Origin of the sequence: Leifsonia sp., from assembly GCF_051955155.1 — a bacterium.
Taxonomy (GTDB): Bacteria; Actinomycetota; Actinomycetes; order Actinomycetales; family Microbacteriaceae; genus Leifsonia.
This window is the reverse complement of the sequence record NZ_JBQCGZ010000127.1, coordinates 32,483-46,318: the sequence shown is the minus strand read 5'-3', so window position 1 is coordinate 46,318 and position 13,836 is coordinate 32,483. Positions and strand designations below refer to the sequence as shown.

General features: G+C 72.7%; 9 protein-coding genes and 1 pseudogene. 7 read left to right on the top strand and 3 right to left on the bottom strand.

The window, feature by feature from the left end:
• Window positions 1–107: 107 nt before the first annotated feature.
• The gene (locus ACTHMF_RS13860; protein WP_440318375.1) at window positions 108–893 is read right to left on the bottom strand and encodes an aminotransferase class IV; all 786 of its coding nucleotides are present in this window, start codon (window positions 891–893) and stop codon (window positions 108–110) included.
• A gap of 17 nt (window positions 894–910) precedes the next feature.
• On the opposite strand from ACTHMF_RS13860, the gene pabB reads away from it, so the two are divergent.
• The 5 genes and pseudogenes from pabB to holA all read left to right on the top strand — a co-directional run bounded on the left by pabB (window position 911) and on the right by holA (window position 9,090).
• On the top strand, window positions 911–2,254 hold the full coding sequence (gene pabB, locus ACTHMF_RS13855) for an aminodeoxychorismate synthase component I (RefSeq protein WP_440318374.1): 1,344 nt from the start codon (window positions 911–913) through the stop codon (window positions 2,252–2,254).
• Between the two features lie 88 nt (window positions 2,255–2,342).
• Entirely contained in the window at window positions 2,343–4,937 is a 2,595-nt protein-coding gene (gene leuS / locus ACTHMF_RS13850; protein ID WP_440318372.1) for a leucine--tRNA ligase, read from the top strand.
• Between the two features lie 111 nt (window positions 4,938–5,048).
• Entirely contained in the window at window positions 5,049–5,684 is a 636-nt protein-coding gene (locus ACTHMF_RS13845) for a ComEA family DNA-binding protein (RefSeq protein ID WP_440318370.1), read from the top strand.
• Window positions 5,684–7,792, top strand: a pseudogene (locus ACTHMF_RS13840) (ComEC/Rec2 family competence protein); the annotation flags it as partial. The gene ACTHMF_RS13845 and the pseudogene ACTHMF_RS13840, both read left to right, overlap by 1 nt.
• A 260-nt stretch (window positions 7,793–8,052) precedes the next feature.
• Window positions 8,053–9,090 (top strand): DNA polymerase III subunit delta, encoded by a 1,038-nt coding sequence (gene holA / locus ACTHMF_RS13835; RefSeq protein WP_440318368.1) that lies wholly within the window; start codon window positions 8,053–8,055, stop codon window positions 9,088–9,090.
• A gap of 127 nt (window positions 9,091–9,217) precedes the next feature.
• Here holA and rpsT read toward each other — a convergent pair whose 3' ends face one another.
• Both rpsT and ACTHMF_RS13825 read right to left on the bottom strand, forming a co-directional pair.
• A complete protein-coding gene (gene rpsT / locus ACTHMF_RS13830) occupies window positions 9,218–9,478 on the bottom strand; it encodes a 30S ribosomal protein S20 (RefSeq protein ID WP_348787766.1) in 261 nt (86 codons plus the stop codon).
• A 183-nt stretch (window positions 9,479–9,661) separates the two neighbouring features.
• Complete coding sequence (locus ACTHMF_RS13825; RefSeq protein ID WP_440318367.1) at window positions 9,662–10,549, bottom strand: NAD-dependent epimerase/dehydratase family protein; 888 nt, start codon at window positions 10,547–10,549, stop codon at window positions 9,662–9,664.
• Between the two features lie 65 nt (window positions 10,550–10,614).
• Between ACTHMF_RS13825 and ACTHMF_RS13820 the strand changes: the two genes are divergently transcribed.
• Entirely contained in the window at window positions 10,615–11,835 is a 1,221-nt protein-coding gene (locus ACTHMF_RS13820) for an amidohydrolase (protein ID WP_440318365.1), read from the top strand.
• A 113-nt stretch (window positions 11,836–11,948) separates the two neighbouring features.
• Complete coding sequence (gene lepA / locus ACTHMF_RS13815) at window positions 11,949–13,799, top strand: translation elongation factor 4 (RefSeq protein ID WP_440318363.1); 1,851 nt, start codon at window positions 11,949–11,951, stop codon at window positions 13,797–13,799.
• Window positions 13,800–13,836: the final 37 nt, after the last annotated feature.

The following is a 13,836-nucleotide window of genomic DNA, read 5'->3' as shown; positions in this document are numbered from 1 at the left end:
CGCCCCCCCCCCCCCACCCCAGCCCCGCCCCCCCCCCCCGCCCGCCCCAGCCAGCCCCCCCCCCCACCCCCGGCGCGCCCCACTCCCTGCCGCGCCCCCCCCCCCGGTCAGGGGAGGGGGCGGGAGAGGGCGGTGAAGCGGGTGCGCCAGGAGGCCGCGCGGGCGGGGTCGCGCGCGAGCGCGGGGCCGTCGACCCACGAGGTCACCTCGCGGATGCCGTGCAGGGCGTTCACGGCCCAGAGGTTCGCGCCGGCGAGCTCCGCGGGGCGCGCGGTCTCCTCGTCGACCGGAACGCCGAGCGCCGCGGCGATCCCGCGCACGGTGCGGGCCGCGACGCTGTCGACGCGCTCGAGCTCGAACGGGGGAGCGTAGAGCGTGTTCCCGCGCCACCAGAGCAGCGCGGTGGTCGCGCCGTCGGAGACGTGACCGCCGTCGAGGATGACAGCCTCCTGGGCTCCGCGCTTCTGCGCCAGCTGCCGGAGCACGCCCAGTCGCTCGATGTCGGGACCCTTCAGGTGCGGCAGCTGCCGGGGGTCGCCGGAGGCGGTGGCGACGACCAGCGTCTCGCCGAGCGCGGGCGCCGTGCGCAGCCGGAAGCGCAGGCGCAGGGCGTCGCGGCTGCGCACCAGCTCGAACCGCGGGAACCACCGGCCGGTCGGCGGCAGCAGTGCGACGCCCGCATCCCAGAAGGCGGCGGCGTCCGCGCGGTCCGTGTGACCCTGCTCCCGCAGCGACTCCAGGAAGCGCGAGCGGTGCAGCCGCAGGGCGAGCACGCGTCCCTCGTCCACCAGGAAGGAATCGGCCACCAGCAGTTCGGTCTCGGCGAGCTCGCAGTCGTCGCGGACGGCCAGCTCCCCGGCGGCCCAGTCGTACAGGGTGGCGGTCGCATCCATTCGCCTAGGCTAATGCAGTGCCAACCACCCCCCGCGTGCACCGGCTCGACGTCGCGGTCGACTCGGCCGACGCCTTCGTCGCGCTGTTCGCGGACGGGGACGCGGTGTGGCTGGACGCGGGACCGGGCGCGACGACCGGCAGGAGCATCCTCGGAACCGGAGGCCGAGTCGTGACGGGTGCCGACCTGAGCGTGCTCGACACGCTGCGCGCGCCGCTGGCGGGCGCCGCCGCCGAGAATCCCGTCGGCTGGATGGGCTGGATCGGCTACGAGGCCGGCGCGGCCGCGCTGGGCGTGCCCGTGAAGCGCGACGGCGGCGCGGATGTCGCGTTCCTGTTCGTGGACCGACTGGTCGTCGTCGACCACGCCACCGGCGCGGTCGACGTCGTGGATGCACGCGCTGGGTCCGAGGCGGAGGACGGCTGGCTCGACGCCGCCGTCCGTGCGCTGCGCGCCGCCGCCGGCACGGCCGACGCCTACGCGGCGGCCCACCCGGTCCCCGCCGCGACGGCCACCTGGCGGCACGGCGACGCCGACTACCTGGCCCGCATCCGGGCCTGCCAGGACGCCATCCGCGCCGGCGACGCGTACCAGCTCTGCCTCACCAACACGGCGACCGGGGCGACCGCGGCGGATCCGCTCGCGGTGCACCTGCGGCTGCGGCGCGCGAGCCCCTCGCATCACGGCGGGCTGGTCCGTATCGCGGGGGAGACGCTGGTGAGCTCGTCGCCGGAGCAGTTCCTGCGGGTGGAGCCGACCGGCCTGGTGCGCACGAAGCCGATCAAGGGGACGCGCCCGCGCGGGACGACCGTCGCGGACGACGTCCGGCTGCGCGCAGAGCTCGAGGCGAGCGAGAAGGAGCGCGCCGAGAACGTGATGATCGTCGACCTGATGCGCAACGACCTCGGCCGGGTCTGCGAGGTGGGGTCGGTGTCCGTCTCCGCCCTGCTCGCCGTCGAGTCGTACGCGCAGGTCCACCAGCTCGTCAGCACGGTCGAGGGCCGGCTGCGGCCGGGGCTCTGTGCGGTGGACGCGATCGCCGCGTGCTTTCCCGCCGGGTCGATGACCGGGGCCCCGAAGCTCAGCGCGATGCGCATCCTGTCGCGGCTCGAACACGGTCCGCGCGGCGTCTACGCCGGGTGCTTCGGGATGCTGGGCGCCGACGGGTCTGCCGACCTCGCGATGGTGATCCGCAGCATCCGGTTCCGGGCGGGGACGGCGACGGTCGGGGCGGGCGGAGGCATCACCGCCCTCTCGGTGCCGGAGGAGGAGCTCGACGAGGTGGGCGTGAAGGCCGCAGCGCTGTTCCGGGCGGTCGGCTTCGAGCGCGCTGGGAACGGACTGAACGCCTCCAACGTTTAGTACTCTGGAAGCTCGGGCTCCGGCCCGACGTCTTCTCGCCGCGCGATACGCCAGCACAGGGCCGCGGCGCCATTCGAGAGAGAGTCACGTGGCACACGAGCACGATGCAGGAACGGCACCGGTCGCAGAGACCGGTGCGCACTACGACTTCGCCGAGATCCAGCGGAAGTGGCTTCCGGTCTGGGACGAGCTGAAGCCGTTCGCGACGGACGACCCGGACGACAAGCGTCCGCGCAAGTACGTCCTCGACATGTTCCCGTACCCCTCCGGCGACCTGCACATGGGCCACGCGGAGGCCTACGCGCTGGGCGACGTGATCGCCCGCTACTGGCGCCACCAGGGCTTCAACGTGCTGCACCCGATCGGCTGGGACGCGTTCGGCCTGCCTGCGGAGAACGCCGCGATCAAGCGCGGGCTGGACCCGCGCGGCTGGACATATGACAACATCGCCCAGCAGAAGGCCTCGATGCGCCGCTACGCGCCGAGCTTCGACTGGGACCGCGTGCTGCAGACCTGCGACCCGTCGTACTACAAGTGGAACCAGTGGCTGTTCCTAAAGCTGTACGAGAAGGGCCTGGCGTACCGCAAGGCGTCCCAGGTGAACTGGTGCCCGTTCGACCAGACGGTGCTGGCGAACGAGCAGGTCGTGAACGGGCGCTGCGAGCGCTGCGACAACCTGGTCACCAAGAAGAAGCTGACCCAGTGGTACTTCCGCATCACGGACTACGCGGACCGCCTGCTGGACGACCTGAACCAGCTGGAGGGCGCCTGGCCGTCGAAGGTCATCTCCATGCAGCGCAACTGGATCGGCCGCTCCACGGGAGCCGACGTCCAGTTCGCCATCGAGGGCCGCGACGAGCCGGTCACCGTGTACACCACGCGGCCGGACACGCTGTACGGCGTGACGTTCATGGTGGTCGCGCCGGACTCCGACCTGGCCGCCGAGCTGGTCGAGGACGCGCGGCCCGAGGTGCGGGCCCGCTTCGACTCGTACCTGGAGGCGGTGCGTGGCACCACCGAGATGGACCGGCTGAGCACTGAGCGCGAGAAGACCGGCGTCTTCCTGGAGCGGCACGCGACCAACCCGCTGACCGGCGAGCGCATCCCGATCTGGGCGGCGGACTACGTGCTGAGCGACTACGGTCACGGCGCGATCATGGCCGTGCCCGCGCACGACCAGCGCGACCTGGACTTCGCGCGCGCCTTCGACCTGCCGGTGCGGGTGGTGGTGGACACGACGCAGCCGGTCACCGGCGCGATGCCGATCATCCCGACCGACCCGGAGACGGGCGAGCCGATCCTGCCGGAGTCCGCTCCGCTGGAGAGCCCGGCCGAGACCGGCGTCGCACTGACCGGTGATGGCCGGCTGATCAACTCCGGGCCGTTCGACGGGCTGAGCAAGTCGAACGCGATCCGGCGGGTCACCGAGGCGCTGCAGGGCTCCCACCTGGGCGCGCCTGCGAAGAACTTCCGCCTGCGCGACTGGCTGATCTCCCGCCAGCGCTACTGGGGGACGCCCATCCCGATCATCCACTGCGAGCAGTGCGGAGAGGTCCCGGTGCCGGAGGACCAGCTGCCCGTGCTGCTGCCACCGGCCGAGGGGCTGGACCTGCAGCCCAAGGGCACGAGCCCGCTGGGCGCCGCGAGCGACTGGGTCAACGTCAGCTGCCCGAACTGCGGCGGCCCCGCGAAGCGCGACACGGACACGATGGACACGTTCGTCGACAGCTCCTGGTACTTCCTGCGCTTCCTGTCGGCGAACGACGACACCCAGGCGTTCGACCCGCGCGAGGCGGAGAAGTGGGCGCCGGTCGACCAGTACGTCGGCGGGGTGACGCACGCGATCCTGCACCTGCTGTACGCCCGGTTCATCACCAAGGTGCTGTTCGACCTGGGCTCGATCAGCTTCACCGAGCCGTTCACCGCGCTGCTGAACCAGGGCATGGTGCTGATGGACGGCTCCGCGATGAGCAAGTCACGCGGCAACCTGGTCAAGCTGTCCGAGCAGCTGGACGAGCACGGCGTCGACGCGGTGCGCCTGACGATGTCCTTCGCCGGCCCGCCGGAGGATGACATCGACTGGGCGGACGTCTCGCCGTCCGGGAGCGCGAAGTTCCTGGCCCGCGCCTGGCGCATCGCGCACGACGTCACCAGCGCGCCGGACGTGGTCTGGAAGACCGGCGATCCCGCGCTGCGGCGCGTGACGCACCGCTTCCTGGCGGACGCGCCCGGACTGGTCGAGTCGTTCAAGTTCAACGTCGTCGTCGCCCGGCTGATGGAGCTGGTCAACGCGACCCGCAAGACGATCGACAGCGGCGCCGGCCCCGCGGACGCCGCGGTGCGCGAGGCCGCCGAGGTGACCGCGATGGCCCTGAACCTGTTCGCGCCGTACACCGCTGAGGACATGTGGGAGAAGCTCGGCTACGAGCCCTCCATCGCCCTGGTGCCGTGGCGCAAGGCCGATCCGACGCTGCTGATCGAGGAGTCGGTGACCGCGATCATCCAGGTCGACGGCAAGGTGCGCGACCGGGTGGAGGTGTCTCCCAAGATCTCCGGCGACGAGCTGGAGGCGCTGGCCCGCGGCTCGGAGGCGGTGGTGCGGACGGTCGGCGACCGCGAGATCGTCAACGTCATCGTCCGGGCTCCGCGACTGGTGAACATCGCAACGCGCCCGCGCGGCTGACGACGCTGCGTTTTCCGGCGGCGGTCCTCCACAGGAGGGCCGCCGTCGTCGTCTGTGCACCGATCCGGCGATCCGGGCCGGCCGCTGCCGCCCGCCGCCTAGCGTCGGGGCATGCGACATCGATCCGACGACCACGACCAGGAGACGCGCCCGCGACGGCGACTGCGGGTGACGATCGGGGCCGCCGTCGTCCTGCTCGTCGCCGCGTTCGTGGTCGCCGTGCTCGTCTCCGTAGCGGCTGCGGGCGGTGGTGGTTCGGCCCCGGTGGCCGCGGCCGGGAAGGGCCGGTCCTCGGCCACGCCGGCCGCGGTGTCCGGCTCGCCGGGAGCATCGTTGCTGTTCGTGCACGTGGCGGGTGCGGTGCGCGCGCCCGGCCTGGTCGAGCTTCAGGCGGGCGCGCGCGTGGTGGACGCGGTGGCCGCGGCGGGCGGGCTGGCCGAGGACGCCGACGCCGACGGGATCAACCTCGCCCGCCCGGTGCAGGACGGCGAGCAGCTGCGCGTCCCGCACGCCGGCGAGGCGGCGCCTCCCGCGGCCGCCGGCGCTCCGTCGGACGGAGTGATCGACCTCAACGCGGCGACGCAGGACCAGCTGGAAGAGCTGCCGAGGATCGGCCCGGCGCTCGCCCAGCGGATCCTGGAGTGGCGGACGGCGAACGGCGGTTTCGCGAGCGTCGACGATCTGATGCAGGTGACGGGCATCGGACAGAAGGTCTTCGACGGCCTGAAGGACCGGGTGCGGGTGTGATGCCGGACCTGCGCCTCGCCATCCCTGCCGCCGCCCTGTGGGCGGCGACGGCGCTCGCGGTCGGCTTCCCCGCGGCGGGGTGGGCCGCGGGGTGGATGGCTGTCGCTGCCGGGCTTGCGGCGGTCCTGTGCGTCGCGTGTGCCGTGGTGACCGGGACGGACCGTCGTTCCCGGCTCCGCGGAGGCCTGGTCCTCGGCGCCGTGGCGGCCGCCGCGTGCGGCCTCGGGCTGTTCTCGGTCGCGGCGCAGGCGCCGTCCCGCACGGACGGGCGACTGGAGGCGGCCGTGGACTCGAGAACGCCGATCTCCCTCTCGGTGCGCGTCGAGAGCGCCCCGCGCGGCATGGACGCGGGCTTCGACGGGGAGCAGCGCTGGCGCCTCCGGGGAACGGCGACGGAGATCGACGGCGGCGGGTCGGCGTCCGTCCCCGTCGACGTCGTGCTCGCCGGCACGGTCGACGCGGTGCGCGGCTACGGCCTCGGCGCCGTGCTCGGCGTCACCGGCTCCATCCGGGAGCGCCACGACGGCGACGCGGCCTCCTACACGGTCTACGCGGACGGCCCGGCGTCGATCGCACCGCCGCCCGGATGGCTCGCGTGGACGACGCCCGTGCACGTCGCGTTCGCGCGCGCCGCCGCGCGGACGTCCGGAGACGGCGGCGCGCTCCTCCCCGGCCTGGCGATCGGAGACGAGACGGCCGTCGGCGCGCCCCTGGACGCCGCGATGAAGGCGAGCTCGCTCAGTCATCTGACCGCGGTGTCCGGCGCGAACTGCGCCCTGGTCACTGGGCTCGCCTTCCTGGTGGCGTCGTGGCTGGGGGCCGGCCGACGGACCCGCATCCTCGCTGCGTGCGTCGTGCTGCTGCTCTTCGTCCTCCTGGTGGGGCCTGGCGCGAGCGTGCTCCGCGCCGCCACGATGGCCGGCGTGGTGCTGCTCGGGCTCGCCAGGGGGCGACCGGCCGACGGACTGCCGGCCCTCGCGCTCGCCGCCATCGTGCTGCTCGTGCACGATCCGTGGCTCGCGCGCGACTACGGCTTCGCCCTGTCGGCCCTGGCGACCGCCGGTCTCCTGCTGCTCGCCGGTCCGTTCACGGCTGCTCTCACGCGCTGGATGCCGCACGCGGTCGCCGCGGCCATGGCGATCCCCGCGGCCGCGCAGCTCGCCTGTCAGCCGGTCCTCGTGCTGCTGGCCCCGGCTATCCCGCTGTACGGCGTGCTCGCGAACCTGGTCACCGCGCCCGCGGCGCCGGTCGCCACTGTGCTCGGCTGCCTCGCGTGCCTCCTGCTGCCGTGGGCGCCCCTGCTCGGGCAGGGGCTGGTGTGGCTCGCCTGGGCGCCCTCGGCGTGGATCGCCGCGGTCGCGCACCTCGCCGCGGGGCTGCCGGGTCACGCGCTGCCGTGGCCGGCGGGCGGTGCCGGCGCGGGGCTCGCCGTGGTGGCGGTCGTCCTGGTCTGCGTGCTGCTCGCGCGGCGTCGGCTGCCGAAGGCGGTCGGCTCGTCCGCTGCGCTCGCCCTCGCCGGCGGCGGGCTCGTCTACGCCGGCGTGACCGGCGGAACGGCCCTCGGCGGGGCGCTCGCCCTCCCTCGGGACTGGCAGGTCGCCGCGTGCGACGTCGGCCAGGGCGACGCCCTGCTGGTCCGGAGCGGGGGAGAGGTCGCGATGATCGACGTCGGCCGCGAGCCGGAGCCCGCCGTCGCCTGCCTCGACCGGCTCGGGATCGGCCGGCTGAGCATGCTCGTCCTCACCCACTACGACGCCGACCACGTCGGCGGGCTCTCCGGCGTTCTGGGCCGGGTCGGCCGCGCCTACGTCGGGGAGCCGGACCGGCCGGCCGACGAGGCCATCCTTCGCGAGCTCGCGGACGCGCGCGACGCCCCCGGCCCCCCGGGCGACGCCGGCGGGAGCGGCTCCGTCGACTGGCGCCTGCTGGCGCCGCCGCGCGCCGGGCCGCCGGTCTCGGGAAACAGCGGCAGCCTCGTCGTCGAGACGGAGGGCGACGGGCTGCGGACTGTCTTCCTCGGCGACCTCGACGCCGGGGCGCAGGATGCGCTGCTCGCGACCGGAACGGTCCGGCAGGCCTCCGTGGTCAAGGTCGCGCACCACGGCTCCTCGGACCAGAGCGCGCGCCTGTACGCGGCGCTCGGTGCGCGCCTCGCGCTGGTGTCGGTCGGCGCGGACAACGGCTACGGGCATCCGACGGCTCGCGCGCTCGCCACGCTCGCGGCGACGGGAACCGCGGTGGCGCGCACCGATCTCTCCGGTCTGCTGCTGGTCTCGCCTGGACCGGACGGACCGCGACTGTGGACGGAGCGGGCAGCGGACTCCGGTGCCGGTGGTCGCCTCTATCCTGGATACGGACGAGGAGGAACGTGGCGACCAGAGGCAACAGCAGAGCCGGCGCGAGCAAGGGACGGACGGCAAGCGCGATCCCGCAGCTCGCGTGGAACCAGATCCGGCCGGCTCCGGTCGTCCTCATCTCCGGGACGGAGGGCTTCCTCGCCGACCGCGCCGGGCGGATGCTGCGCGACGCGCTCAAGGCGGAGGACGCCAGCCTCGAGATCAGCGACATCTCGGCGGCGGACTACGCGCCGGGCGAGCTGCTCACGCTCGCGAGCCCCTCCCTGTTCGGCGAGCCGCGGCTCATCCGGGTCGACGCCGTCGAGAAGTGCGGGGACGCGTTCCTCACCGAGATGCTGGACTATCTGCCCGCCCCGGCGGACGGCACGGTCGTCGTGCTCCGGCACGCCGGAGGGGTGCGAGGCAAGAAGCTGCTCGACGCGATCCGCTCGGGCACGGGCGGCGGCATCGAGGTCGTCTGCACGGAGCTCAAGAAGGACGCCGAGAAGTACGAGTTCGCACAGGCCGAGTTCCAGGCGGCCGGTCGCAAGATCACCCCGGGAGCGCTCCGCGCCATCACCTCGGCGTTCGCCGACGACCTCGCCGAGCTCGCGGCGGCCTGCCAGCAGCTGCTGTCCGACTCCGCCGAGCAGATCACGGAGGCGACGGTCGACAAGTACTACGGCGGCCGCGTGGAGACGAACGCGTTCCAGGTGGCCGACGCCGCGATCGCCGGCAGGCACGGCGAGGCGCTGGTCACCATGCGGCACGCCCTCGCCTCCGGTGCCGACCCGGTTCCGATGGTGGCCGCGTTCGCCAGCAAGATCCGGACGATGGCGAAGCTGTCCGGAGCGCGCGGCGGATCCGGCCAGCTCGCCCAGCAGTTCGGTCTCGCGCCGTGGCAAGTGGATCGTGCGCGCCGGGATCTGGCGGGCTGGAGCGAGGACGGGCTCGGCCGGGTCATCGAGGTGCTCGCGGAGACGGACGCCAACGTGAAGGGCGGCGGCCGCGACCCGGTGTTCGCGCTCGAACGGATGATCCGCATCGTCAGCGCGCGCGGACGCGGCTGAGCGCCAGTCGCGGCCGCCGCGGCCCGCGCGACCACCCGGACATGCAACGAGCCCCCGTTCCCTGGGACCGGGGTCCTCGGGACGGGGGCTCGTCGCGGCGCGGGTCAGTGCCCGCGGAGTCGATGCGTCAGAGCGCGGAGACCTGCTTGGCGATGGCCGACTTGCGGTTCGCCGCCTGGTTCTTGTGGATCACACCCTTGCTGGCGGCCTTGTCGAGCTTCTTGGTGGCGAGACGCAGCGCCGCGGTCGCCTTCTCCTTGTCACCGGCGACGACGGCCTCGCGCGCGGCGCGCACGGCGGTCTTCAGCTCGCTCTTGACGGCCTTGTTGCGCTCCTGCGCCTTCTTGTTGGTGCGGTTGCGCTTGATCTGCGACTTGATGTTTGCCACGGATGGTTACTTTCGTTCGTAAGGTGAGTTTCGGATGTGCCGCTCAGCGAGAGAGGGCGCCTCGCGGCGTTCGTGCGGTACACCACACGCAAGCCAACAAACAACTTTAGCAGCGCGCTCCCGGGTTCCCAAAACGCGGTCGCCGCCGCGGGCGATGTCGGCGGCGACCGCGGGGGCGCGGGGTCAGGCCCGCGCCGTCTCCGGGGCGTAGGAGCCCGCGGCGATCTCATCCGCGAGCGCCGGACCGTTCGGCTCCCAGCCCAGGTCGATGCGCGCCTTCGAGCCGCGCGCCTGCTGGTCCAGCAGCAGCGCCTCCGCGAGCCCGGAGCCGAGGCGCGCCGAGGTCTCCTCGACCGTCTCCTCCTGCACGCCGCCGGCGACGTCGGCCGCGCGCGCCGCCAGCTCGCCGAGCTCGCGCACGGTCGGGTTGGCGCCGCTGGCGCCGATGTACACCGCGCCCGCCTCGCCGTTCTCCAGCGCGAGCACGTACAGCGCGGCCAGGTCGTCCACGTGCACGGTCGCCCAGTGCTGCGTCCCGTCGCCGATCAGGCGCAGCGCGGGCGCGACGCCCTCGCCGCGCGGCGCGTCCACGATCAGCCGCGCGAGCCCGGCGCCGCGGCCATAGACGATGGAGGGCACGACGACCATGCCACGTGCGCCTGACGCGCGGAGCACGACCGCCTCGCTGGCGCCACGCCAGGCCGTGAGCGCCGGCGGGGCGACGGGGGAGTCCTCCGCGATGTCCGCGTTGGAGCCGTACGTCCAGATCCCGCCCGTGTGCACGAACGGCTTGCCGCTCTCGCCCAGTCCCTCCAGGATGGCGGCGACGAACCCGGGGTCGACGTCGGAGGCGGACGCGAGGTGGATCACGCCGTCGCTCTCCGCCGCGAGCCGGGCCACCAGCGCGGCGTCCGTCGCGTCGCCGACGACGGCGGTGGCGCCGGCGGCCCTGACGGCCTCCGCCTTCGCGTCGTCGCGGACCAGGGCGGTCACGGTGTGGCCCTCCTCGAGGAGGCGGGGGAGGACGGAGGATCCGATGTAGCCGGTCGCGCCGGTCAGGAGAATGCTCATGCGAGGGGACAACGCAGCGCCCCCGGCCGCATTCCCGGCACCGGCGCGAGCGTAGGCTCGACGCCATGACCGCATCCAGCATCGCCATCGTCGGCGCCTACGTCGTCCCCGTCGCGGGGGAGCCCATCGAGAACGGGACCGTCCTCATCCAGGACGGCAGGATCGCCGCCGTCGGGACCGCGGCCGAGATCACCGTGCCGGAGGGCGTGACCGTCCTCGACGCCGCAGGCAAGTGGGTCCTCCCCGGCTTCGTCGAGGCGCACGGCCACGTCGGCATCCACGAGGAGGCGAACGGCCCCGCCGGCGACGACACCAACGAGATGACGACCCCGAACACCGCGGCCGTCCGCGCGATCGATGCCGTGAACATCGACGACGAGGGCTTCCGCGACGCGCTCGCGGGCGGCGTGACCGCCATCGTCGTCAAGCCGGGCTCCGGCAACCCGATCGGCGGCCAGTCCGTCGCGCTGAAGAGCTGGGGCGGGCGCACGATCGACGAGCAGGTCATCCGCGCCGCCGTGAGCGTGAAGTCGGCGCTCGGCGAGAACCCCAAGCGGGTCTACGGCGGCAAGAACCAGACCCCGAGCACGCGCCTCGGCGTCGCCATGATCATCCGCGAGGCCTTCGTCGAGGCGCAGAACTACCGCGCCCAGCGCGACGACGCCGAGCGCGAGGGCAAGCCGTTCGCGCGCGACCTCGCCAAGGAGACCCTGGTGCGGGTGCTCGACGGCGAGCTGGTCTGGGACCAGCACACCCACCGCCACGACGACATCGCGACCGCCATCCGCCTCGCGGACGAGTTCGGCTACCGGCTCGTCGTCAACCACGGCACCGAGGGCCACAAGATCGCGGACGTGCTCGCCGAGCGCGACATTCCCGTGATCTTCGGGCCGATGTTCACCTCGCGCTCCAAGGTCGAGCTGCGCGACCGCGCCATCGGCAACCTCGCGAAGATCGCCGCCGCTGGCGTCCGCGTCGCGATCACGACCGACCACCCCGTCGTCCCGATCAACTTCCTGGTGCACCAGGCGTCGCTCGCCGTGAAGGAGGGGCTGCCCCGGCAGACGGCGCTGGAGGCCCTGACCGTGAACCCGGCCTCGTTCCTCGGACTGGACGACCGCGTCGGCGCCCTGAAGCCGGGACTCGACGGCGACGTGGTCGTCTGGTCCGGCGACCCGCTCGATGTGAACTCGCGCGCCGAGCGCGTCTTCATCGACGGCACCGAGGTCTACCGCTGGCAGGACGGCGCCCCCCACGTCACCGAGCGCTCCACCCGCTTCGCCTGACCCGAAACGGCCGAGTACGCAGATCATCTGCGTACTCGGCCGTTTCGGCCGCACTTTCTGCGTACTCGGCTGTTTCGGGAGGTGGGGGCGGTTCATGGGAGAATGAGCGCACGATGTCACCACGAGCTTTGAAGGCCCTCGAGCCCGCCGCGACCGATCCGGCCTCCATCCGCAACTTCTGCATCATCGCCCACATCGACCACGGCAAGTCGACCCTGGCCGACCGGATGCTGCAGATCACCGGCGTCGTCGCCGAGCGCGACATGCGGGCGCAGTACCTCGACCGCATGGACATCGAGCGCGAGCGCGGCATCACGATCAAGAGCCAGGCCGTCAGGATGCCGTGGGAGCTCGACGGGCAGACCTTCGCCCTGAACATGATCGACACGCCCGGTCACGTCGACTTCACCTACGAGGTGTCCCGCTCGCTCGCCGCGTGCGAGGGCGCCATCCTGCTGGTCGACGCCGCACAGGGCATCGAGGCCCAGACGCTCGCGAACCTGTACCTCGCGCTCGAGAACGACCTGACGATCATCCCCGTGCTCAACAAGATCGACTTGCCCGCCGCTGACCCCGACAAGTACGCGCAGGAGCTCGCCAGCCTGATCGGCGGCAAGCCGGAGGACGTGCTGCGCGTCTCCGGCAAGACCGGGATGGGCGTCGACGCTCTGCTCGACCGGGTCGTGCAGGAGATCCCGGCGCCGGTCGGCGTCGCCGACGCACCCGCCCGCGCCATGATCTTCGACTCCGTGTACGACAGCTACCGGGGCGTCGTCACCTACGTCCGCATGGTGGACGGCAAGCTCAGCCCGCGCGAGCGCGTCCAGATGATGTCCACCAGGGCCACCCACGAGATCCTCGAGATCGGCGTCTCCTCCCCGGAGCCGACGCCGTCGAAGGGCCTCGGCGTCGGCGAGGTCGGTTACTTGATCACCGGCGTGAAGGACGTCCGCCAGTCGAAGGTCGGCGACACCGTCACCTCGGCCGCCAAGCCCGCGACCGACGCCCTGGCCGGCTACACCGAGCCGAAGCCGATGGTCTTCTCCGGCCTCTACCCGATCGACGGCAGCGACTATCCCGAGCTCCGGGAGGCGCTCGACAAGCTCAAGCTGTCGGACGCCGCCCTCGTCTACGAGCCGGAGACCTCGGTCGCCCTCGGCTTCGGGTTCCGCTGCGGCTTCCTCGGCCTGCTGCACCTGGAGATCATCACCGAGCGGCTCTCGCGCGAGTTCGGGCTCGACCTGATCACCACCGCCCCGAGCGTGATCTACGAGGTCACCACCGAGGACAAGAAGGTGGTCACGGTCACCAACCCCAGCGAGTTCCCGACCGGCAAGATCGACAAGGTGGAGGAGCCGATCGTCAAGGCGGCCATCCTCGCCCCGAAGGACTACGTCGGTGTGATCATGGAGCTCTGCCAGAGCCGCCGCGGCTCCCTGCTCGGCATGGAGTACCTCGGCGAGGACCGCGTCGAGATCCGCTACACGATGCCGCTCGGCGAGATCGTCTTCGACTTCTTCGACCAGCTCAAGAGCCGCACCGCCGGCTACGCCTCGCTCGACTACGAGCCGTTCGGCGAGCAGGAGGCGGACCTCGTGAAGGTCGACATCCTGCTGCAGGGCGAGCAGGTGGACGCGTTCAGCGCGATCGTGCACCGCGACAAGGCGTACGCGTACGGCACCATGATGGCCGGGCGCCTGCGCGAGCTGATCCCTCGCCAGCAGTTCGAGGTGCCCATCCAGGCGGCGATCGGCGCCAGGATCATCGCGCGCGAGAACATCCGCGCGATGCGCAAGGACGTCCTCGCCAAGTGCTACGGCGGCGACATCACGCGCAAGCGCAAGCTCCTGGAGAAGCAGAAGGAGGGCAAGAAGCGCATGAAGATGGTCGGCCGCGTCGAGGTCCCCCAGGAGGCGTTCATCGCCGCGCTCTCCGGCGACACCGAGAAGAAGGACAAGAAGTAGCGCGACTGAGCCGGCTCGGTACGACTGCCCCTGCGCG

Excerpts from the sequence above, each read along its gene's own strand:
- ACTHMF_RS13860 (WP_440318375.1), bottom strand. The coding sequence starts at position 893 with ATGGATGCGACCGCCACCCTGTACGACTGGGCCGCCGGGGAGCTGGCC.
- ACTHMF_RS13845 (WP_440318370.1), top strand. The coding sequence starts at position 5,049 with ATGCGACATCGATCCGACGACCACGACCAGGAGACGCGCCCGCGACGG.
- ACTHMF_RS13825 (WP_440318367.1), bottom strand. The coding sequence starts at position 10,549 with ATGAGCATTCTCCTGACCGGCGCGACCGGCTACATCGGATCCTCCGTC.
- ACTHMF_RS13820 (WP_440318365.1), top strand. The coding sequence starts at position 10,615 with ATGACCGCATCCAGCATCGCCATCGTCGGCGCCTACGTCGTCCCCGTC.
- lepA (WP_440318363.1), top strand. The coding sequence starts at position 11,949 with ATGTCACCACGAGCTTTGAAGGCCCTCGAGCCCGCCGCGACCGATCCG.